The following is a 23,568-nucleotide window of genomic DNA, read 5'->3' as shown; positions in this document are numbered from 1 at the left end:
CCAGCGTCCCGCCATAGTGGCAACCTTCCAGAGCGCTTCCATACAGCAGCGCCCCGTCCGGTGAACTCGCCTCTAAGCAGGCCAAACGAGTCGGTCAACAGAAAAAATCCAACGCTTCGGCAATTTTTCCCAAAACACGTCATCGACAGGTCGCGAAAATGCGTCAGACTTCAACAACTACGCTCTCGCGAGGCGCAGCAATCACAGCGCCAGCATGAATCCTGCAACGCCCATAATCGCGCCAAGGCCCAGCAGAATCTGGAGCGCCCGCCGAAAGCGGCGACCATCGGTGACGAACAGGCTGACCGCCAGAATCAGGATAAGCAGGCCCCAGAAGCTTGCCACCAGCGGCGCGTCATTACCGGCCCATTGCCGCAGGACGAAGGTCAGCATCAGCACAGCGGGACTACCCCAGACGATGGCGTCCCAGGCGCGGGTCAGGCGGGGATGGTCGAGACCGCGCCGTCGCCGCTTGCCGAGCCAGATCGTGGTGCCGGTCGCGGTCATGGCGCATAGCGCAAGGCCGAACAGCGCATAGGCGATCTTGACCGGCAGGCCGCCATAATTGCCGAAGTGGAGATTATAGGCCGACGCCGCCGCCTGTTGCCCCAGCGCACCGTCGGACAGGCCCGCCGTGCCATGATAGCCGCCCTGCGCGTCGAACATGTAATATTCCCCGAAGATGAGGCGACGGGAATGAAGGCCGACGACCTGGACATGCTGCCCCGCCGTCATCGGATCATGCAGGATCAGGTAACTTGGATGCACATCGGGATGATGCGCCTGCATATAGCGCATGGGGGCCGCCATATCCGGGACGGGCGCGGATGCCTTGTCCGCTGCACCTTCGCCGCCGAAGATGGGGGCATAGACAGCCTCCAGATCGCCCTTGTAGAAACTGCCCGCCAGGCCATAGCCGGTGACGACCGCCAGGCCGATCATCGCGCCGGTCAGCGCGATCATGACGGTGAAAGGCAGCGTCCAGACGCCGAGCCGGTTGTGCCAGTCGGCCAACCCCACCCCGCCGCTACTGCGCGCACGCAGGCGGAAGGCATCGCGGAAGATGCGCGGATGGGCGATCACGCCGGAGATCGCCAGCGCCACGATCATGACGCCGAGCAAGCCGACGAGGATCATGCCGAGCGTCGAGGGTAGATGCAGTGTATAATGGAGCGAGAGGAGATATTCGGACCAGGCATTTTCCTCCGGCATGGCGATGGTGCCATCGGAGGCGACATGCACCGCCTGATGATCGGTGGTGATGGTGGTGCGCGGCAGGTCTTGCGTCGGCAGATGGACGTAGAGATGGGGGGTGAGCGGCTTGCCCTTCTCGCTTGCCAGTACGGTTTCCACCGCGCGTTGCACCGACTGGGGCGCGATGGTGCGCATTTCTGGGGCGGCGGGCTGCTCAATCCGCTGCCATTCGGCGAAGAAGACGACGATCGTGCCGGTCAGGCAGATAAGATAGAGGAAGGCACCCGCCAACAGGCCGATGGCGGCATGGGCCGACAGCGCGTCGCGAACGGTCGCCTTGTCGAAGCCTTTGGTGCCCGCAATGTCGGCGTTGCTCATAGCATTGTTCCCCACAGGATGGACGGGCCGCCGACCAGAAGCGGCACCCCCAGCATCAGCCATTGCGTGCGCCGCCGCTTTGCCAGCATCAGCAGGACGACCAGGATCGACCATAGCAGAGGCGTGAGGAACAGGGTGACGACATTGGCATTGGCCTCCCCTCCCCCGCTGCCGGATACCCAGACGCGCATGGCCAGCGCTAGGGCGAGCGATGTGACGAGAGCGAGCGGCACCGTGATCAGGAAGGTCAGCAGGCGGCGGCCGATATAGGATGGCTCGCCCGCGTCAGGCAGGATATGCGCGCGCCGCTGGGGCGGGCGGGCCTTGTCACGCGGCGCGGTCCAGCCCGCGACGGCTAGGCAGGCGAAGGCGCAGAGCATCAGCGACAGGCACGCCACCGACACGCCCCACGCGCCATGGCCCGCCCCGGCCGCGATCAGGCCGAGGACCAGCAGTGCCCACGCCCCCACCAAAAGCGGCACGGAACGCGCCCGCAACCCCCAGGCGTGACGCAGCAGCAGCACTGCGGCCACCGTCATCGCCGATCCTGCCCAGACCCAGGCCATCAGAAGGCGTAAGTCAGCGTGCCAAACACATTGCGATCCGCCCCGATGAAGCAGTCGCCGCGCGCCAGGCAGGCGGCATAATGTTTCTTGTTGAACAGGTTGGTCGCATTGATCGACATACGCCATTGCCGCCAATTCACCTCCGCCAGGGCATCGACCAGCGTGTAGGACGGGGTGCGCACGACACCGCCGGACCAGTTTTCGCCGACATAGCGCACGCCGGTGCCGAGCCGCAGCGACTTGTCGTCGTCCATGCGGAACGTCTTGGTGGCCCAGGCGGACGCGCCATATTTGGGCACATTGTCGAGCTGCCGCTGATCTTCATTTTCGTTCAGATAGGCTTTGTTGTAGCTGAAATTGGCGATGATCTCATAGTCGCCGGGCAGCGTGCGGCGGCCTTCGAACTCGAACCCCTTCGATGTCGCCTTGCCCGCCTGCACCGACAGGGTCGGCGTCAGGTTGATGACGCGGTTGCTCTGCCGGATATGATAGGCGGTCGCAGTCAGCAGGGTACGGTCGTCGGGGTGGAGCTTGACGCCGACCTCATATTGACGGCCGCGTTCGGGCTTCCAGGGGGTGCCATCATCGGCCCCGCCGGAAATGGGATTGAAGGATTCCGTGTAGCTGAAAAAGGGCGAGAGGCCGGTCACGACTTCAGCAATAATGCCCGCGCGGAAGGAGGTGGCGTTCGCCGTTTCCTTGGTGCGGCTATTGGTCGCAGGATCGAGGCTCTTGGTTTCGACATGGTCGCGCCGTCCGCCCAGAACGATCGAGACGCGGTCCCACAAGCGGATCTGGTCCTGAACATAGAAGCCGAGCTGCGCCTGGGTCACATTGCTGTTGGTGCCGTAGAGATAGCCCGCATCGCCCGGCTGCGGAATGCCGCCGCCATAGTCGGACAGGGACGCATAATCGATATTGTAGATGTCGATCGTTTCGAATGCTACCCCGCCCAATCTGCGTACGCGGTTCCAACTATAATCGACGCCCGCCAAGAGGATATGTTCGATCGCATCGCCGGTGTTGAAGTCGATCCGCACATTATTGTCGGTCGAAAAGACATTGGTGCTGGCATAGCTGCCATCGGCGTAGAGGCCGATCTGTCGTTGCCCGGCGTCGAGATAGGGGTTGGCGGGGTTGCTGTAGCTGTTGGGATAATGAGTGAAATAGGTGAGATCGGAGTCGATCACCCGCGCCTTGAGGTTCAGACGGACATTGTCGTTGAAGCGATGTTCCAGCAGAGCCGTGCCCTGCAGGGTGCGGCCGTCATAACGATCCCAGCCGGGCTTGCCGATGAACGTATTGTTGGGCAGTTGGCCGTTGGGATTGGGGTATAGCGTGCCCACGACCGGCAGAAACTGAGAAATCGAGCCGCCGTCATCTTCCTGATACAGGCCCAGCAACGTCAGTTCGGTCTGTTCGCCGAGCTTGAAGCGGAGCGAAGGGGCCAGCATCACGCGATCGTCGGAGACATGATCGACCTGCGTATCGGCGTCGCGGACCCGTGCGACGAGCCGCGCGGCAACGCCGTCGGCCAGCGATCCCGTAATATCGCCCAATATTTCCTTGCGATCGAACGAACCGTAACGGACCGACATCTCGCCATGTGTTTCATAATCGGGCCGCTTCGACACGGTGTTGATGAGGCCGCCGATCGAGCCTGACCCGAACAGCACGGAGGCCGGGCCGCGCACGACTTCGACTTGCGAGAAATTATAGGGATCGGACCGGATATTGGCGAAATAGCTGAAGAGGTCGCGCATGCCGTCGCGGAACTGCAGCGGGGAAATGCCGCGAATGAAGGCACCGTCCTCACGACCATCCGCGCCATAGGGGTTGGCGACCACGCCCGATACATAGCGCAGCGTGTCGGCGATCGAGATCGCGCCCTGCGCCTGGTAGGTTTCGGCATTGATGATGCTGATCGGCTGCGGCGTTTCGATGAGCGGCACGTCGGTTTTCGTGCCCGCGCCGCTCGACTGACCAGTGATCGCGGTAACCACGATGCTGGACTGATCTGCACTTTCGGCCGCATCGGGCGCCTGCGCGAAGGATGGTGTGACGGTCATGGCGGTGCAGAGGCACAGCGCGAGCTTTGCGGCCTTCATAAAATCCCTTTTATGCGAATGGCGGGCGTAAAATCACCCTGTCGGGTTTCTACTAATGCGAACTACTATCATTCGCAAGCGCCCTTTCGACAATTTGTGGGGACGGTGCCCGCACAATGGTGCGGAGGCGGATCAGCCTTTCGCGGTCTCCACAAGCGGGCCGTTAGGGAGAGTAAGGCGGGTGTGGATTTAGCAATGCGGCCGAAAGTGGCGCATGTCCCGCACTATCATGCCGAGCGGGACCAGGAAGAGGACCGTCTGCTCAATGGCAAAGCCTGTCGTCCTGGAAACACTGTCTCAACATGCCCGCCAAGCGAGCAAGTTGAGACAGTCATACTCATCACAGGGGAGCGTATCGCTCCCCCTCCTACATTCAAAGCTTGCCCGACAATGATAGGCCGATGATCCGCGGCTCGTTGAACACGGCCGCCATATAATTCTCGATCACGCCTTTGAGGTTCTTCTCGTTCGTGATGTTGCGGGCAAAGGCGGCGATTTCATATTTGCCGTCCGGGGCAGTATAGCCAATCTTAAGGCCGCCCTCAAAGTCGCCTTTGGAGTAAAACTCCTTGGTGCGGTAGAGGACGAAATTCGTATACCCTTGGATATTCCAGTCAGTCGCGGCAAATAATGTACCGCCATTGCCCAGGGGCATGTCATAGCGTGCGGCGATGTTGGCGGTATATTTCGGTGCATTGGGCAGAGGATTGCCATCAATCTGGGCAAAGGTGTTGGCACCCACCTTGATCGTCGGGTCTTCGACCGTGCAGACCACGACGCCGTTCAGGATGCAGACCTGCGCATAGACATTCTTGTCCTTGATCTCGCTATGCAGCAGGCTAAGCCCGGCAGACAGGGTCAGGTTCTGGAAGGGGCGCGCTTCCAGTTCGGCCTCCATGCCATAGGCATCGGCCTTGTCCGCGTTGAACAGGACGCCGTTGCCGTTGACGTCATTCCCGTTGAGCTGGATATCCTTCACCCGGTAGGTGAAGCCCGAAAGGTTGAAGCGCACCCGGTTGTCGAGAAGACTGGTTTTCATGCCCGCTTCCCAGGAGAGGATGGTTTCCGAGTCAGCCGTGGTGAAGTCGCTGTTGAACACCGCCGACCGGCCCTGGATTGTCGGGCCACGGAAGCCACGCGCGACGCGAGCATAAAGGCTGACTTCCGGGCTGACCTCATAGAGCGCGCTGACATCCCAGCTTGGCTCCTTGTCCGACAGGCGCACGAAGCGGCGACCGGCATAAGGGGCAACCCCCGCCGCATTGGCCGTGGTTTTGACCAGGCGGGTTTCCTTGCTGTCTTTGGTGTAACGCCCGCCCGCCGTGAGCGTGAAGCCGGGTGTCAGTTCATAGCTTGCCTGGCCAAAAAAGGCCCAGCTCTCATTCTTGTTGCGCAGCCTTACCCAATTATTGGGATTATTGGCCGCGCCGGTCAGGAAAAAGGCGCGCTGATAGAAATCCGTGGTGTCGCGGCTGTCGAAATACATGCCGCCAACTTGCCATTTGAAGGCGTTGTCGCCAGCGCTGGCAAGGCGCACTTCCTGGGTAAGCTGGTCGAGATCCCGGACATTGCCCTGCGACTGCCCAAATCCGTTGGCGACGCCATTGACCGGATAGTCTGCACCCGCCCCGCCATCGGTATCGCCGCGGCTGAACCCCTTGGTGGTTTCATAGGCGGTGATGGAGGTCAGCGTGACAGGCCCGAAATCGAGCGTGATATGCTCGGAGGCCCCATAGGTCTTATAGGCCTGCGGGTTATTCTGGGCTTCGTCGAGCGCAATCTGACTGCGTGGCTCGCCGGCAACGCTGTTCGATCCCTTGATAAGCCCCGCGCGATGGAAAATGGTCGATGTGCCATCATAGTCACGGGCATGCACGCTGGTCAGCATCGACAGCGTTTCGTTGGGCGTCAGGAGCAACTGGACGCGCACGTCCTTCTCGTTAAAGCCGCCCATGGCGTCCTTCCTGGGGCTGACCGTGCCATCGGCGCTGGGGCCGCTATAGACATTATCGATCCAATCGTCGCGATGCTGGTAGAGCGCGGAAACGCGCACCGCCAGCTTGTCAGCGACGATCGGGCCACCCACGCCGCCATCGAAGGTCACCATATTATAGCTGCCATAGCTGGCCGAGGCGCGCCCCTGCCAGTCCATCGTCGGACGATTGGTGTCGAACTTGATGATGCCCGCCGTGGTGTTGCGGCCAAACAGCGATCCCTGCGGGCCGCGCAGCACTTCGACCTGATTCACATCGAACAGCGGGTTGGATTTCAGAACGACATGCTCCAGCACCACGTCATCCTGAATGATCGACACGGGCTGCGACGCGCCGAGGTAAAAATCAATATTGCCAAGGCCGCGAATATAAAAGCGCGGAAAGATGCGGCCCGTGGTCGTTTCGGCATATAGCCCAGGCACGCGCGCGGCCAGTTCCAATATGTCGCCGCCGCCGCTTTGGAAGGCCCGTAACTGGTCGCCCTGCACGACGCCGACCGACACCGGCACCTTTTGCAGATTTTCCGAACGCCGTTCCGCTGTAACGACGATTTCGCTCAGTCCATCCGCAGGTGCCTCCTGCGCGTGGGAGAGGCTGGCAGTGGCGACCGCACTCAGCGCCGTCGCAAACATCAACATTGCGCGATGAACTGAAATTTTCGTCACGATACATCCTATAAATCAAAAGGTTAACCGATTCGCCGCGTCATGTGACGAACCTGTTCGGCAAAATGGAGGCAGGGGCACCGACTTTTGTCGCCGTACCGCGTCATCCAGCGACGGGCGCGCTAGAGAATAGAAATGTCGCTATTGTTACAAAAGATTGCTAGCGCAACTGAGCATATCATGGGAGACATGCACTGTGACAATCCGGCCACAATATAGCCCCGCTCGTTCCCGCGGCGCTTGCGTGTCATAGGTCTTTCATCAATCAGGCTTAGCGCCCCGGTTCAAAGGGGTCTCCTGTCATGACAATCCGTATTCTCGCACTTGCCGCGTCCAGCCTTGCCGCACTGTCCTGCTCTGTCGCCTATGCGCAGGCACCTGCCGAACGGGACGATATGATCGTCGTGACCGCCCAGTTGCGCGAGCAAGACCCGATAGAAGTGCCGTTCGCGCTGACCTCGGTAAGCAGCGAACAGCTCAGCCGCTTTGGTATTGAAGAATTTGAGGAACTGTCGCGCTACGTGCCCGGCTTCGTCGTGCAGAATCAGTCGCCCAACAATCCCGGCTTCGTGATGCGCGGCATTACCTCCGACAGCGGAAGCGCGTTCAACGAACCGCGCGTGTCGGTATTTCAGGATGGCGTATCCATCTCCAAGTCGCGCGGCTCCTATGTCGAACTGTTCGACATCAGCCGGGTGGAAATCGCCAAGGGGCCGCAATCCACCCTCTATGGTCGCGGCGCGCTGATCGGCGCGGTCAATATCGTGCAGAACAAGGCGCAGCTTGGCGCTTATGAAGTGGCGGGCAAGGCATCCTATGGCAATTATAATGCCTGGCTGGCCGAAGGCATGGTCAATGCGCCGCTGAACGACGATATGGCGATCCGCCTGGCGGGGCGGGTGCGCAAGCGCGACGGCTTCATTGAGAATCTGTCGGGCGGCGAGGATTTCAACTCGGCCGACACCTATGCGCTGCGTGGCAGCTTCCATGGCGAAGCGGGGGCGCTCAGCTTCGATCTCATCGGCAATTATCAGAAGGATACGCCGGAGGGCACGGCGTTCAAGTCGATCGCCTTCAACCCGACCGACCCGACGACCGGGGCCGTCATCGGCGACCGGGGCCGCAATAGCGGCGCAGCGCTGGCGCCGGGTGCCGGTTTCGAAGGGGGCAAGGCGCTGGGCCTCGATCGGCAGGTGTGGGGCGTTACCGGCATCGCCAACCTCAAGCTCAGCGACCAGTTCACGCTCACCTCCATCACCGCCTTCCGCAAATTCGACACGCTGGAAGTCTTCGACGCCGATGGCATCTCGCTGCCGATGCTGACCGCGGCCGAGCGGGCGCATGGCGAACAGACCAGCCAGGAATTTCGCCTGACCTATGAAAGCGGCCCGCTGACCGCCTTTATGGGCGCGAGCTATTTCCACGAAGACGGCTATCAGCGCACGCCCGCCCAGCTTGACGAGCGCGTGCTGCTCGCCCGTCTGGCCGGCGCGCTCAACGGCGGCGGCGCGATCCCCGGCCGCCCGGCGACCAATCCTGCGCCCGCCGCCCTGTTCGCCAGCCCCGCCTTCACCGGCGCGCTGTTGCAGGGCGTCGCGGCCGCCAACGGCATCGCGCTATCGGCAGCGCAGGCACAGGCGATCGCCGCGAACCTCAAATCCAGCCATATGGAAACCGCGACCAACAGTTCCAGCACGAAGGCTGTCGATCTGTTCGGCGACATTACCCTGCGCGTGACCGACCAGTTCGAACTGGGGGGCGGCCTACGCTACAGCCATGACGACAAGCGCAGCAGCTATAGCGCATCCGTTCTCAACGGCCGGTCGATCCTGGGTGGCGTGATCGGCGCATTGAGCCAGCCCGCCGCCGTCCGCACAGCGCTGCTCAATGCGCTCTCCGTCCCCGGCGCAGCCTCGATCCCGCCGTCGGCCGCCTATCCCGTACCGCTGTTCGGCCTCGCCAATCAGCCGACTGCGGGCAATGGCGGCATCGACAGCGCGAGCCATAAGAGCGGCGGCTTCTCCTGGCGTCTGACCGCGCGCTATATGCCAAGCGACGACGCCAGCCTGTACGCCACCTATGCACGCGGTCGCCGCCCCGAAATCCTGGCTCCTGCCGGGCCAAGTGCGCCCTTCGGTGCGTCCAGCTTCGCCGTGCTACCGTCCGAAACGGTCGACAGCTATGAGGTCGGCATCAAGACCGCCCTGATCGACCGCACCCTGTTCCTCGACGGGTCGGCCTTCTTCTACCAATATGATAATTTCCAGACGAGCGTGCAGCAGGGGACGCAGATTATCACGACCAATGCGGGCAAGGCCGAAAGCTACGGCTTTGAAGGCCAGGCGCGCTGGGTGCCGAGCGATATCCTCAGCCTCTATGCCAGCTATGGCTATAACCATAGCCGGTTCAAGGCGGGCATACGCGAAGGCAACCGCTTCCGTCTGTCGCCCGACCATAGCTCGGCACTGGGCGCGATCCTGAGCCTGCCGGCCGGCCCCGGTCGCATCGCCTTCTCGCCCAGCATCACCTACCAGTCGGCGGTCTTCTTCGACGATGACAATGACCGGGCCGACCTGCAACAGCCGCCCGCCGCGCTGGTCGCGGACAATATACAGGACGAAAAGCAGAAGGGCTATGTGCTGGTCAATGCCCGCCTCGGCTATGAAGCGCCCAATGGCGGCTGGCGCGTCGAGGCCTTTGTCGAAAATGCGTTCGACAAGGCCTATATCAAGGATGCGGGCAATACCGGCGACGGGCTTGGTATGCCGACCTTCATCGCGGGCGAACCGCGCTTCTATGGCGTGTCGGCCAGCTTCCGCTTCGGCGGTGTGAAATGAGGGTCGATCGCCGCTCCGCGCTGGGCCTGATCGGCGCTGGCGCTGCCTTTTCTTCCACTGGCGCAACCGCTGCGCAAGCGGCAGCAATACGCTTCGACCATGGCGTCGCCAGCGGTGATCCGACCGCAAAGGGCGCGATCCTGTGGACCCGCGTTACACCCGTCGATGCCGCCCATTCAGCGCCGATCCCGGTCCGCTGGCATGTGGCGCAAAGTGCAGACGCCAAGCCGATCGAAAGCGGCGAGGCGCAGGCCCGCCCGGCGCGCGACTTCACCGTCAAGGTGGAACCGAAACAGCTCAAGCCCGGACAGGATTATGTCTATTGGTTTGAAGCTGCCGATGGCACGCGCTCGCCCAATGGCCGCTTCCGTACCCTGCCGGAAGGCAAGACCGCAGAGGCGGTCTTCGCCATCGTGTCCTGCCAGCTCCATCCCGGTGGCTATTTCAACGCCTATCGGTCGATCGCCCAGCGCGACCGGGTCGATGCGGTCATCCATCTTGGCGACTATATCTATGAATATGGTGCCGACGGCTATGGTACGGAGATCGGCAACAAACTCGGCCGTATCCCGGAACCCGCGCATGAGATCGTGACTCTGGCCGATTATCGCATCCGCCATGCCCAATATAAGCGCGATCCCGACATGCAGGCCGCCCATGCGCGCGCCGCCTTCATCTGCGTCTGGGACGATCATGAAACCGCCAATGATAGCTGGATCGGCGGCGCCGAAAATCATCAACCCGCGACCGAAGGCGACTGGCAGGCGCGCAAGGCGGCCGCGATGCAGGCCTATTTCGAATGGATGCCGATCCGCGACGCACAGGATGGCAATCCCTGGGAAGCGATCAACCGCAGCTTCGATTTCGGCGATCTGGCGACGCTGATGATGGTCGAAACGCGGCTGCTCGCCCGCAGCGAAGGGGCCGCCTTCAAGGGCGAGACGCCCGGTGCGGACGAGATTGCCGCAGTGCTGGCAACGCGCAACCGCGCGGATCGCGAATTGCTGGGCGAAGCGCAGCGGGCCTGGCTCGAACAGGGCCTTGCCGCCTCGGTCGCGGCGGGCAAGCCTTGGCAGATTTTGGGCAATCAGGTCGTCATGGCGCGGGTCGCCGGGCCGGACATGGCCAAATTATTCGGTGCGGACAAGGCGAAGGCCATGCTGGCCTCGCTAGATCCATCGCTGCGCCCTCGCGTCGAAGCGGCGCAGGCGGGCTATCGCGCCGGGCTGCCCTTCAACCTGGATGCGTGGGATGGCTATCCCGCCGCGCGCGAGCGACTTTATGCCAGCTTCCGGCAATCGGGCGCTCGTCCGCTCGTCCTGTCGGGCGACAGCCATGCCTTCTGGGCCAATAATCTGGCCGACGATGCGGGCCGCCCCGTGGCCGTTGAGTTTGGCACAACGGGCATCACCAGCCCGTCGATCGGCGATGCGATGCCCGCCTTGCCGATCGGTGACCTGCTGGCCAAGGCGAATGACGAGGTGCTGTTCTGCGATCAGCGCGCCAAGGGCTATATCCTGCTCACGCTGACCCCGCAAAAGGCCCATGCCGCCTATATCGCCATGTCGACCATCTATGCGCGCGACTATAGCGAGCGGCAGATCGCAGCCTTTGACCTTGCGGCCAACGCACGGGAAGCGAAGCTGCAATTGATAAGCCAGGGGCCCTCAGCCCCGCCGGGTCAGTAAATGTCGCGTCTGTACCGGCCCTCTTCGGCCAGCCGGTCCAGCGCGGCTTCGCCCAGCATCGTCGCAAGGGCGGCATGTACCCCCTGCGCCATGCCGTGCAGGCTGCCGCAGACCAGGATGGTCGCGCCCTGATCGACCCATTGGGTGACGGCGCGCCCCTCCGCCTGCACCATCTGCTGCACATAGCGACCGCAATCGGCATCGCGGGAGTAACAGCGGTCCGCCCTCGCCAATAGACCATCGGCCAGCCAAGCGGACAGTTCTCCATCGAAGAAACATTCATGCGCGCGCGATCGTTCGCCGAAGAACAGCCAATGGCCGGACGACCCGGCCTGCGCCTGCGCCCGCAAATGGGCGCGCAGTCCCGCCATGCCGGTGCCATTGCCGATCAAAATCAGGCGTGTGTCGGTCTTAGCCCTGTCCACATGAAATGCCGGATTGGCGCGCAGCCGCAGCAGCGTCGTTGACCCGACCGGCAAATGGGCGGTCAACCAGCCAGAGCCAAGACCCAAATGACCGCCTTCATCGCGAACCTGACGCACGACCAGATCGAGCGTGCCATCGGCAGGAATGGAAGCGGCTGAATATTCGCGGGTTGCAGCCGACCGCAGCATGGTCGCGGCCGCCATTGCGGCCGGGTCGCCGGGCACTATCTCCACAATGTCCCCCGCCTCCCATGTCAGCGCGCTTTGATCGGCAGGCTCGAATTGCAGGTGAAAGGCCCCAGCGGCAGGGCTGCCGGGGTTGAGCAGCCTGCGCGCGACCAGGGTCCAGGGAGTAAAGGGCACGATGGTCTGGCCACGCCGCCCTTCGCCCGCACCCAGATCCTGCAAAGCGGTCTGCCAGGCAGCATCGGCCGCCAGATCATCGGCGTCCATGGCGATTATCGGAAATAGAGGCACCGCCCCTGCTCTGGCGAACCAGCCGTCCACCTGCCGCCCAAAGCCGCAAAAATCCGGATATTCCCGATCACCCAGAGCGAGCAGGCCATAGTGGAGATGACCAAGATCGGGGGGGTCGTGCGCCAGCACATGGCGGGCAAAGCCACGCGCCATGTCCGGTGGCTCGCCGTCGCCATAGGTGCTGACGACCAGCAACAGGCGATGCGTCGATGCCAGCATGTCCGGCCTGAGCTTGCCGATCGGGACGACCTGCGCCTGCAAGCCACCCTGCACCAATGCAAGCGCGGCATTGCGGGCGCGCATTTCGGCATGGCCGGTCTGGCTGGCATAGGCGATAACGATGTCGCCCTCGCCATCGGAGGGGCATGCCCCTCCTCCCAACGCGCGCATATCCCGTTTGCGCCTGCGCCGCGACAGATAGAGAAGATAGCCGGTGATCGTGAACAACGGCATGGTCAGGCTGGTCAGGAGCATCACGATCCGTCCCGGCAGCCCGAAAAAAGCGCCGCGATGCAGTTCGAACATGCTCTGGGTCAGGATGACGCCCAACGGCCTGCGGTCATACAGGTCGCGCTTTTCGAGCGTGGCGGTTGCGGGATCATAGCTGAAACGGTCGACCTGGCGCAAATGTCGCGCATCGGCCGCGCGCGCATCGAAGCTGATGCTTTGCATTGTCTGGCTCGGCTTTGGCCGCGCAATACGAACCCAGACATAGTCGTCGCCTGTCGCCCGCCGAAATGCCCTCCAGGCCGGGTCGATCGCCGGGCGCGGCGCAGGCCCGATGCTTTTGCCTCGACCTTCACCCTCCTCGCCGCCCGTCTTGCCGGTCAGCGCATAGGTGACGCCCCGCCGATACCAGTCATAGCTCCACCACAGGCCCGTCAGCGCGCTCAGCAGGTAGAAAATGCCTATCCATGTGCCGATCACCACATGGAGCGCACGCCAGAGATTGCGCCCGGTCATCCGCAAGTCGAGCACCAGCCAGGCGCGCCAGTCCAGTGCCCGGCGCGGCCAGCGCAGGTAAAGGCCCGACAATGCGAAGAAAATGAGCGCGATGGCGCTGAAGCCCGTGATCTGGCGACCAATGCCATTGCCACCGCCCGGCAGCGCCAGCCAACGGTGCAAATCGTCCATCACATGGAAAAAGTCGGCCGCCACCGGCTCGCCCAGCCAGACAGCATTCGTGCGGTCAATCCGCCCCTGTTTGCGGCCGGGGCCGTCCTTGGCCGCCAGGCGAACGCCATGCGACCGGGTACGCGGCACCTCCCAATCGAGGCGGCTGACATAATAGCCCGGATTATCCGCTTCGACCCGCGCAATGATCTGGTCGGGGGACAGGTCAGCGCGATTGATGACGCCCGGCGCATAGAGGCGCGGCGACAGCGCCTCGTTGATCTCGTCCTCGAAGCTCATCGACGCGCCGGTCACGCCCATCAATGCCAGGACCAGCCCCGCAGTGATCCCCAGAAACCAGTGAAGCTGGAAGATTACGCGCTTGGCCACTCGCACCCCTTGCCTGCGATTCCATCAGGACTGACGCGAATATACGCGAATGAGACGCATTACAATTGCGATCAATTTGCAATAGCGCTATTGGCCGTCATCATTGTCATAAAGGGGGACATCTATGAGCATCTGGCTGATCGCCGCATCCGCGGCTGGCATCGCTACGGACGGTCCGATTCCGACCGCCCTGCCCGATCAGGGGCAGATCGAGCGCCGACTGGACGAGGAGATCGTCGTCACCGGCCAACGCCCGACCTTCAAGACGGACGTTGTGCAGGTTGGCGCGTTCCGCAATCAGGCGATATTGGACACGCCTGCCAGCATCGCCGTCATTCCCAGGTCCTTGCTCGACGCCCAAGGTGCCATCGGCCTGGAAGAAGCGCTGCGCAATGCGCCCGGCGTCACGCAACAGGCGACCAGCCCCACCACCAGCAATAATTTCGTCTCACGCGGCGTGCTGATGAACGCCCGGACCAATTATCGGCTCAACGGCGCGCTTCAGATCATCAACCTCAGTCCGGTGCCGATCGAAAACAAACAGCGGGTCGAATTGCTCAAGGGCGTGTCCGCGCTCTATTATGGCCTTGCGACCCCGTCCGGCATCGTCAACGTCGTTGCAAAACGGGCGGGCGATCGGCCGGTCACCAGCCTCTATATCAATGGTGATGCGGAAGGCAGCGTCGGCGCAGGATTCGACATCGGCCGCAAATTTGGCAGCGATGAACGTTTCGGTGTCCGCATCAACGGCTATTCCGCCCATATCGAAACCCCGATCGACGGCGTGAACGGTCATCGTTACCTCGCCAGCGGCGCTTTCGACTGGCAGGCAAGCGACCGGCTCTCGCTCAAATTCGACATCGAACATTATCGCCGGGCAACGGACGAGCCGGGCGGCATTGCGCTGGCGGCCTTCCGCTTACTCGACGATATTCCCGACCCGCACAGCCGCTATGCCCCGTCCAACGCCCCCTATCGCACCTGGTCCACCAATGCGCTGGGCCGGGCCGACTATGCGCTGGGCGACGCCTGGTCGCTCCGGGCGGAACTGGGCCTTGCGCAATCGCGGCGCCAGCGCAGCCGGGCCGACTTCAGCTTCACCAGCGCGGCGACGGTGGAGAGCGGCGCGGGCCGGATCGCGGGCAATTATACTGCGGACCAGGAATATCGGAACGAATATGTCCGCACTGAAATTGCAGGCAAGCTGCCAACCTTCGGCATCGAACATGAACTTCTGTTCGGCTTCGCCCGCAACCGGCAGATTCAGGGCGAACAGAATCAGCGCAGCTATGCAGCCGTCGCACAGAATTTCTATGCGCCGCGCCGCATCGCCTTTGACAGCCTGACCTTCACCACCACCCGCGTCCTGCCGCGCAGCGTCAATATCGACACCGGATTCTACATGCTCGACATCGCCCATGTCGGCGAAAAGCTTTTGCTGATCGGCGGCGTGCGGCGCGTCCTTTATGATACGAAGGATTCGACCGGCGATTATCGGATGAAGGCGTGGACGCCGACAGGCGGCATCGTGTTCAAGCCGACCCCCAGATCGAGCCTCTACTTCACCTATATTGAAGGACTGGAAAGCGCAGGAACGGCGCCCGCCGGAACGACGAACGAGGGCGATATTCTGCGCCCCGTGCTCAGCAAGCAGATCGAGGCGGGCGGGCGCATCGAAGTGGCCGGCGCGCTCGCCAGCCTCGCCTATTTCCATATCGACCGAGGCTTGGGCTATATCAACGACGCAAACACCTATGTCGTCAACGGCACGGCCATTCATGAAGGCGTGGAGGCATCGCTCCAAGGCCATGTGACGCCGCAATTGTCGGTCGCGCTGTCTGGTCAATATCTTAAGGCGACCCAGCAGGAAACCGGCGTCGCCGCACAGGAAGGCAAGCGGATCGACAATACGCCGCGTTGGGCCGCCTCCCTGTTCGCCGAATATCACCCGCCGGTTCTGCCCGACCTGGGGGTCAATGCAGGCCTTTATTATACCGGCCTGCGCTATGCCGACGCGCTCAATGCCTATGTCATGCCAGCCTATACGACCTATAGCCTCGGCGCGAATTACAGGCTCCCTCTCAGCAATGATCGTGCCGTCATGCTGCGGGTCAATGGCGACAATCTGACCAACAAACGCTATTGGTCGACGGGCGGCTCGGTCTTCTATGTCGGCCTGGCACGGCAAGTCCGCTTTTCGGCCAGCATGGATTTTTAAGCCGCGCAAGACAGGGAGAGCATAAGGGCGCGAGCCAGAGATGCTACGCGCTCCACCCTGTCGGCCCGCCGCCTTGCCAGAGGCATCGGCAGTTGGCAGGGTAGCCCCGCCAATGCTATGGGAGCGTTACCACGCGCCAGATGGATATGGAGGGGCCCCCTGATGACAAGAAGAACGACATGCTTGTTGGCGGGTCTGGCACACCTGCTGATGGTCTCTCCGGTCGGCGCGCAGAACCGGCCTGCCGTCCCGCTCACCCCGCAAATCGACAATAGCCGCCCTGACTGGGAAAATCCGGCGATCTTCGAACGCGGCAAGGAGCCTGCGCGCGCCACCGGCTTTCCGTTCGAGGATAGCGCGCGCGCGCTGGCCGGAGATCGCACAGCATCGCGTCGCTTCCTCTCGCTCAACGGCCAGTGGCAGTTTCATTTCTCGCCCAATGTCGATGATGCGCCAACGGATTTCTTCCGCGACGATTTCGATGCGTCGGGATGGAAGAGCATCCGCGTGCCGGCCGACTGGCAGGCGGAAGGCTATGACCAGGCACGCTACAATAATATCACCTACCCCTTCCCCGCGAACCGGCCGCTGATTCCGCATGATCGCAATCCGGTGGGGTCGTATCGCCGCGATGTCGACGTGCCGCCGGACTGGGCGGGCGAGGATGTGATCTTGCACATCGGCGCTGCGGGTTCGGCCTATTATGTCTGGGTCAACGGACAGCAGGTCGGCTATAGTCAGGACAGCAAGCTGCCGTCCGAGTTCAACGTCTCGCGCTTCCTGCGGCCGGGCAAGAACAGCATCGCGATCCGCATCTATCGCTGGTCGGACGGCTCCTATTTGGAGGATCAGGATTTCTGGCGCGTGTCGGGGATCGAGCGCGAAGTCTTCCTGATGGCGGCACCGAAGACGCGCATCCGCGATTTCGCGGTGCGGGCGGGACTGACGAAGGACTGGCGCGACGGGACGCTGGAGGTGGTGGCGAAGGTGCTGCCCGGCATCCAGCCGATGACCGTGCGGGCAACGGTGATGGATGGCGAGCAGACGCTCTCGCGCCGGACGATAGCGGTTGCTCCGGGCAAAACCGAACAGACGGTGCGGGCCCGTGACACACTGCCCGGTGTGCGCGCCTGGTCGGCCGAAACGCCCAGCCTCTACACGCTGCTGCTGGAACTGCTGGACGACAAGGGCGCGGTGGTACAGGCGACCGCCCAGCGCATCGGTTTTCGCGATGTCGCGATCCGCGATGGGCAATTGATGGTCAATGGCCGCCCGATCATGATCCGCGGCGTCAACCGGCACGAGCATGACCCGGACACGTTCCACGTCATTTCGATGGCGTCGATGCGGCGCGACATGGAGATGATGAAGCGCAATAACGTCAACGCGGTACGCACGTCGCATTATCCCAACGACCCGCGCTGGTATGATCTGGCCGATGAATATGGCCTCTATGTCATGGACGAGGCCAATATCGAATCCCATGCCTATATGGAGATGGGATGGAAGGGCGACGCCGAACGCGAATTGTACCAACTTGGCTATGATCCGGCCTGGGACGCGGCCCATATCTCTCGCGTCGTCAACATGATCGAGCGCGACAAGAACCATCCGTCGATCATCTTCTGGTCCCTGGGCAATGAGGCGGGCATCGGCCCGGCGTTCGAAAAGGCGGCAGCCGAGGCACGGCGACGCGACCCTACGCGACTGATCAATTATCTGGGATGGGGCACGCTGTCCGAGCCGAAGCCCAATGCCTATGCCGATATCTTTGCGCCGATGTATTATAGCGTCGATCAGACGATCGCCTATGCCCGCGACCCGCGCTTCACCCAGCCGCTGATCCAGTGCGAATATGCGCATATGCAGGGCAATAGCGGGGGCAATATGGCCGACTATTGGGACGCCATCTACGCTCATCGCAAATTGCAGGGCGGCTTCGTGTGGGACTGGGTGGACCAGTCTATGTATGCGCGCGACGAAAATGGCGAGCCGTTCTGGGGCACGGGCGGGATTTATGGTCCCAATCCGGGCGGCGACATTGAATTTGGTGACGGGTTGATCCAGCCAGACCGCACGCCCAATCCACATCTGTTCGAACTGCATAAAGTCTATCAACCGATCGCCTTCCGCGCCGATGACCTGGGCAGCGGGCGGTTCACGGTGATCAATCGCCATGATTTCCGCAGTCTGGCCGACTTCGATCTGGGCTGGATATTGCTGGAAGACGGGATCGAGGTGGCGCGTGGGGCCATCCCCACCCCCATGGTCGCCGCACGATCGGAAGCCACGATCACCGCTGCCTTGCCGCAGACCCGCAAGCCAGGCCGCGAATATGTCGTGACGCTGACCGCGCGCGCGCGGGGCGGGGCGGTGCCGCTGGTTCCGGCCGGGCATCTGGTCGCCTGGGACCAGTTCGTCGTGCCGGGTGCCGTTATGGCGCAAGCGTCGGGTGGTGGCGGGCCGGTCAGCATCAGCGATGACCAGGCCAGCATCGTCCTGGCGGCGGCGGGGTCTGACCTGACGATCGACCGCGCAACCGGGCTGATCGCCTATCGCAAGGATGGCCGCGCCATCTTGTCGGGCGGCGCGCCCCATTTCTATCGCGCGCTGATCGACAATGACATCGGCACCGGCGTCGCGCGCACCCATGCGATGTGGAAGACGGCGTCGGAGAAGCGGACCGTCGAAGCGGTGACGGTGGACCGGGCCGACAAAAGCGCTGTCGCCGTCAGCGTCCGGTTCAACGTCGGCGATGGCGTGGCGCGGTTCGAGAACCGCTATGTCCTGCGCGGCGATGGTCAGGTTGGGGTCGAGGCGCAGTTCACGCCGTTGCAGACAGACCTGCCCGATCCGCTGCGCATCGGCCTCGCCTATAGCATGCCGTCTGCGTTCAAGAGCGTCGAATGGTATGGCAAGGGGCCGCATGAAAGCTATGCCGACCGTCAGACCGGCGCGGCGCTGGGTCGCTGGACCGGAGCGATCGCCGATCAGCACCATGATTATATGCGGCCGCAGGAGACCGGCAATAAGGTCGGCGTGCGCTGGATGAAGGTTAGCGGCGCGACCATGCCGTCCCTAACCGTGAAGGGGATGGAGCCACTGTCCGCCAATGTGCTGGCCTTTCCCTATGACGACCTGGCGCGGCGTCCGCCCGGCACCTGGCGCAGCAGCGATATCAAGCCGCATGGCAACGTCACGCTGCTGATCGACAAGGTGCAAAGCGGGGTCGGCGGCACCGATAGCTGGAGCGCGCTTGGCCGACCGCTGGAGCCATATCGCATTCCGGTGACGCCGCACCGCTATGGCTTTACGCTGTCGGTCGATGCGGAGGGGGTGGCGACGACAGGCGCACTGCCCGCCGCCGCAACGGACACGCCGATCCGCTTCTAATGCAAAGGGGGCGCGCTGCCTGTCGGTAGCGCGCCCCCATGCGGTTTCGCGTCAGCCGTCTCGTTCGGTATAATGGAAATAATCGAAGTCGGCGACGGCCCCTGTCCCCGCCATGTCCTGACAGGCCATGCCGACGAACGTGCCGGTGAAGTTGGGCAAATAGGGCAAGGTCGCTTCGTCGGACAGAATGCTCGCGTCCCGATCGCCGGGAACTTCGTGCCAAGCCTCTTCATCGGCCATGCGGTAGGAAAAGCGCATGGTTTCATGATCCACATCCAGCCGCAGGCAGACAGGGCCGCGCGCGATCGGGATGGCGGGCGAGGTGACACTGGGGCGGGCCTCGTCGGGCACGACCGACAATATCTGGACCACCGACTGACCGGCATCGTCGGCGGTGATGTGCAGATAATGGAATTTCGTGCTGTTATAATAATGGATCAGGCCGGCCGACTGCTGGAAATTGGCGGGATGGAAATCGACCAACGTTTCCGCGCTGAAGCGCCATTCGCGCTGGCGGCGCGCCACCAGCGCCTGGGTGAAATGGCTGCCCACGGACTCGCGCCCGAACAGGCGCAGATGGCCCGGCCGTTCGGTCAGCGAGAAAATCTGGTCGGGGTAAGGCGTGCGCAGCCATTGAAAGGCGGGTGGCAAAGTCGGATCGACGAAATCCGCGCGTTCATCGGTCAGGGCGCGCGCGACGCTGTTGCTGCCGACCGATGCCATCGGGCGGCCCGTTCCGTCGATGGTACGTAGCCAGCCATCGTCCCCCCAGCGCATCGGCTGTATCGCGGTTTCCCGGCCCAATATGCAGCGATCGGACGCGGGCAGCGGGCGGCCGCAGAGATAAACCAGCCAGGGATCGCCCTCCGCCGTTTCCACTAGGTCGCCATGGCCAGCGCGGGCGAGCGGCCCGTCGGGCTGATCGCGCGCCGTCAGCACCGGCCCGTCTGGATGCAGTTCATAGGGGCCAAAGAGCGACCGCGACCGCGCCATCACGACGGCATGATTGCGCTCCGTCCCGCCCTCGGCCACCAGGATATGATAATAGCCGTCGCGCTTGTAGAGATGCGGCCCTTCGGTGAAGCCCAGCGGGCTGCCAGCAAAGATGTTATGCCGCTCGCCCAGAAGGCGGCCGGTGTTGAGGCATAGTTGCTGGATGACGATCCCGGCGAAGCGTTTGTGGCCGGGGCGATGATCCCACAACATGTTGAGCAGCCAACTGCGGCCATCATCGTCGTGGAACAGCGCGGGATCGAAGCCGCTGCTGTTCACATGGACGGGATCGGACCATTCGCCAGCGATCCGGTCGCACCAGACCCAATAATTATGGAAGTCGCGTAGCGATACATCCGTCCGGTCGGATCGGGTGGTGCGGCCATAGCGTTTGACGTCAGTATAGGTCAGGTGAAACCGGCCATCGGCATAGCTCAGATCCGGTGCCCATACGCCGCAGGAATCAGGATTGCCCCGCATGTCGAGCTGGGCCGGGCGGCGCAGCGGCCGGGCAACCAACTGCCAATTGGCCAGATCACGGGAATGATAAATCTGCACGCCCGGATACCATTCGAAGGTCGAGGTGGCGACATAATAGTCGTCCCCCACGCGCACGATCGAGGGATCGGGATTGAAGCCCCGCAAAATGGGATTGGTAATCGAGATCATACCGGCTTTCGCACCAGGGTCCAAAGTATCGCCGCGCCGACAAGGTCCAGCAGCCCAAGGAGAATGAAGAAGGGGCCATAGCCGACCTGATCGACCCAACTGCCCAGCAGCAACGTGAAGATCAGCACGCCCAGATTAGCCGCCGTGCCCGCTATGCCGGTTGCCGTCGCCACCTCATCCTGCGGGAACAGGTCGGCCGACATGGTGATGACGGTGACCGACAGGGTTTGATGGGCAAAGCCCGCCACACAGAGCAGGCCGATAGCCGAAACCGGGCTTTGCACGACGCCGACGAACATCATCGAACACATCAGAACCGCGCCGATGGTGAAGGCGCCCCGCCGCGCGTCAATCAGATGGACGCCGCGCCGCTGGAGCCAGGCGACCAGGGCTGGCCCCGCAAGACAGCCAAGGTCAGCGGCGAGGAAGGGCAGCCAGGCGAAGATCGCAATCTGCTGAATGTCGAAATTGCGCACCTGCACCAGATAGAGCGGCATCCAGAGCGAGAGCATCCCCCAGACCGGATCGGCAAGAAAGCGCGGCAGCGCGATGCCCCACATATCGCGGCGGCGCAGCATCGTACGCAGGTCCGGGCGCTTGCGTTTCTGCTTAAGCTCCGCTTCCTGACCGTCGAGGATCTTCGTGCGCTCTTCCGCAGTGATGGCCCGGTGCCGTGCGGGCGTCTGATACCAGAACAGCCACAGGATGAGCCAGACGAGGCCTAGGCCGCCCGCGACGAAGAAGGCCGCGCGCCAGCTATGGGTGAGAACCGCCCAGGCCACCAGCGGCGGCGCGGCGACGGCACCCAGCGATGCGCCGATCTGGTACAATCCCCCCGCCGTTCCGCGCTCGCGGGCGGGGAACCATTGGGACACAACTTTCATGCCTGCAGGCTGGGCACCGCCTTCGACAAGGCCGAGCGCGCCGCGTAGCGCGAGAAAGCCGAGCCAGCCCTGCACCAGCCCATGCGCCATGGTGATGAGCGACCAGATCAGCACGAAGAAGGTGAAGCCGTAGCGCAATCCCGCAATGTCGAGCACATAGCCTGCGAGCGGCTGAAACATGATGCCGATCTGGAACGCGCCGGTAATCCAGGAATATTGTTCCGACGTGATGCCCTGCTCGCCCATGATCGTGGGCGCGGCCACGCCCAGCACACTGCGCGTCAGATAATTGATGGTCATCGCGATTGCGAACAGACCGATGATGGTCCAGCGGACATGCCTGAAATAGGTCAACGGAAATACTCTGCGTTAACGTTATCACTGAGATGTAGGCGAAGCCCGTCGGGCGAGGCAAGCGCTAATATGGCGATGATGGCGCGCGCTTCAGGATCGTGGGCATCGTCTTTGTCTTGACGGACATGCCATCTCGCTAGACAGGGCATTATTGGTTTGAAAGGATGATCTTGAAACCTCCCCACCCCCAGCAGCGCAACGCGACGGTGGTCGATGTCGCCAGACGCGCTGGCGTGTCCGCGATGACCGTGTCGCGCGTGATCAACGGCAGCGGGAAAGTCCGCGAAGAAACCCGCAAAGCCGTCAATGCCGCCATTGCGGAGTTGAACTACACGCCCAATGTTGCCGCTCGTGCGCTTGTAACATCGCGCGAAGTGCGGATCGGCGTGATCTATTCCAATCCGAGCGCCGCTTTCATGCATGATTTCCTGATCGGCGTGTTTGAAGAAGCGTCGGTCATGGGCGCGCAACTGACCCTGCTTGGGGGCCAGGATGGCCGCCCTCCGCCGCCCGAAGCGATCCACCGCCTGATCGCGTCGGGCATAGGCGGCATCATCATTGCGCCGCCGCTGGGGGAATCGCGCGTGGTGCGCGACCCCATTCACCTGGCGCAACTGCCGATGGCGGTGGTGGGCGGCTATGCGCGCGATGCGATCTGCGTGCGGATCGACGATCGCGCGGCGGCCTATGACATGACGAAACATCTGATCGGGCTTGGCCATCGCCGCATCGGCTTCATCATCGGCAATCCGGGCCAGTCCGCCAGCGAAGACCGGCTGGCGGGTTTCGATGCCGCCGTGGATGAAGCCGGCGGCATTGAGACGATCCTGGTTCAGGGCGACTTCTCCTATACGTCCGGCTTGCTGGCGGGCGAGCAGTTGCTGGATATCGACCATCCGCCGACCGCCATCTTCGCGAGCAATGACGACATGGCCGCTGCGGTCGTCTCCGTCGCTCATCGCCGCCACCTGTCCGTGCCCGAAGACCTGACCGTGGTCGGCTTTGACGATACCACCGCCGCGGTGACGCTGTGGCCGCCGCTCACGACGATCCGCCAGCCCGTGCGCGAACTGGCGGCCGAAGCGTTGCGCCTTTTGACCCAGGAAATCAGCACCTCGCGCAAGGTGCGCCATCCCAAATGCCTGCTGGGCCATCAGCTTATCGAGCGGCAATCGACGGCCGCCATCGCGGGATAGACGATGGCGGCCGGCTCGATCGGCGG

The 23,568-nt window shown here is 62.9% G+C and carries 12 protein-coding genes; 5 read left to right on the top strand and 7 right to left on the bottom strand.

Annotated features, from left to right (window positions below; all coding sequences use genetic code 11):
- Positions 1-201: 201 nt before the first annotated feature.
- The 4 genes from V2I08_RS13490 to V2I08_RS13475 all read right to left on the bottom strand — a co-directional run bounded on the left by V2I08_RS13490 (position 202) and on the right by V2I08_RS13475 (position 6,878).
- A complete protein-coding gene (locus V2I08_RS13490) occupies positions 202-1,572 on the bottom strand; it encodes a PepSY-associated TM helix domain-containing protein (protein ID WP_349635579.1) in 1,371 nt (456 codons plus the stop codon).
- Positions 1,569-2,138: a hypothetical protein gene (locus V2I08_RS13485; RefSeq protein WP_349635578.1), complete on the bottom strand. Its 570-nt coding sequence runs from the start codon at positions 2,136-2,138 to the stop codon at positions 1,569-1,571. Before V2I08_RS13485 ends, V2I08_RS13490 begins: the two co-directional genes overlap by 4 nt.
- Positions 2,138-4,246, bottom strand: a complete 2,109-nt coding sequence (locus V2I08_RS13480) for a TonB-dependent siderophore receptor (protein WP_349635577.1) — start codon at positions 4,244-4,246, stop codon at positions 2,138-2,140. The genes V2I08_RS13485 and V2I08_RS13480 overlap by 1 nt, the downstream gene beginning before the upstream one ends.
- 373 nt (positions 4,247-4,619) lie before the next feature.
- On the bottom strand, positions 4,620-6,878 hold the full coding sequence (locus tag V2I08_RS13475) for a TonB-dependent receptor (protein ID WP_405053652.1): 2,259 nt from the start codon (positions 6,876-6,878) through the stop codon (positions 4,620-4,622).
- A 329-nt stretch (positions 6,879-7,207) separates the two neighbouring features.
- Here V2I08_RS13475 and V2I08_RS13470 point away from each other — a divergent pair, with 329 nt between their 5' ends.
- Complete coding sequence (locus tag V2I08_RS13470) at positions 7,208-9,742, top strand: TonB-dependent receptor (RefSeq protein WP_349635575.1); 2,535 nt, start codon at positions 7,208-7,210, stop codon at positions 9,740-9,742.
- Positions 9,739-11,430, top strand: a complete 1,692-nt coding sequence (locus V2I08_RS13465; protein WP_349635574.1) for an alkaline phosphatase D family protein — start codon at positions 9,739-9,741, stop codon at positions 11,428-11,430. Before V2I08_RS13470 ends, V2I08_RS13465 begins: the two co-directional genes overlap by 4 nt.
- Here V2I08_RS13465 and V2I08_RS13460 read toward each other — a convergent pair.
- Positions 11,424-13,835, bottom strand: a complete 2,412-nt coding sequence (locus V2I08_RS13460; protein ID WP_349635573.1) for a sulfite reductase flavoprotein subunit alpha — start codon at positions 13,833-13,835, stop codon at positions 11,424-11,426. The genes V2I08_RS13465 and V2I08_RS13460 overlap by 7 nt on opposite strands.
- 124 nt (positions 13,836-13,959) lie before the next feature.
- On the opposite strand from V2I08_RS13460, the gene V2I08_RS13455 reads away from it, so the two are divergent.
- Positions 13,960-16,053, top strand: coding sequence for a TonB-dependent siderophore receptor (locus tag V2I08_RS13455; RefSeq protein ID WP_349635572.1), 2,094 nt, complete (start codon positions 13,960-13,962; stop codon positions 16,051-16,053).
- Positions 16,054-16,263: 210 nt separating this feature from the next.
- Positions 16,264-19,446, top strand: coding sequence for a glycoside hydrolase family 2 TIM barrel-domain containing protein (locus tag V2I08_RS13450; protein WP_349635571.1), 3,183 nt, complete (start codon positions 16,264-16,266; stop codon positions 19,444-19,446).
- Between the two features lie 51 nt (positions 19,447-19,497).
- Here the strand turns inward: V2I08_RS13450 and V2I08_RS13445 are convergent, their stop codons facing one another.
- A complete protein-coding gene (locus V2I08_RS13445) occupies positions 19,498-21,108 on the bottom strand; it encodes a glycoside hydrolase family 43 protein (RefSeq protein ID WP_349635570.1) in 1,611 nt (536 codons plus the stop codon).
- Positions 21,105-22,346: an MFS transporter gene (locus V2I08_RS13440; RefSeq protein ID WP_349635569.1), complete on the bottom strand. Its 1,242-nt coding sequence runs from the start codon at positions 22,344-22,346 to the stop codon at positions 21,105-21,107. The genes V2I08_RS13445 and V2I08_RS13440 overlap by 4 nt, the downstream gene beginning before the upstream one ends.
- 164 nt (positions 22,347-22,510) lie before the next feature.
- Between V2I08_RS13440 and V2I08_RS13435 the strand changes: the two genes are divergently transcribed.
- Positions 22,511-23,542, top strand: a complete 1,032-nt coding sequence (locus V2I08_RS13435) for a LacI family DNA-binding transcriptional regulator (protein WP_405053651.1) — start codon at positions 22,511-22,513, stop codon at positions 23,540-23,542.
- Positions 23,543-23,568 lie beyond the last annotated feature (26 nt).

This window comes from Sphingobium sp. MK2, from assembly GCF_040170545.1.
GTDB lineage: Bacteria > Pseudomonadota > Alphaproteobacteria > Sphingomonadales > Sphingomonadaceae > Sphingobium.
This window is presented reverse-complemented; position numbering and strand designations above follow the sequence as displayed.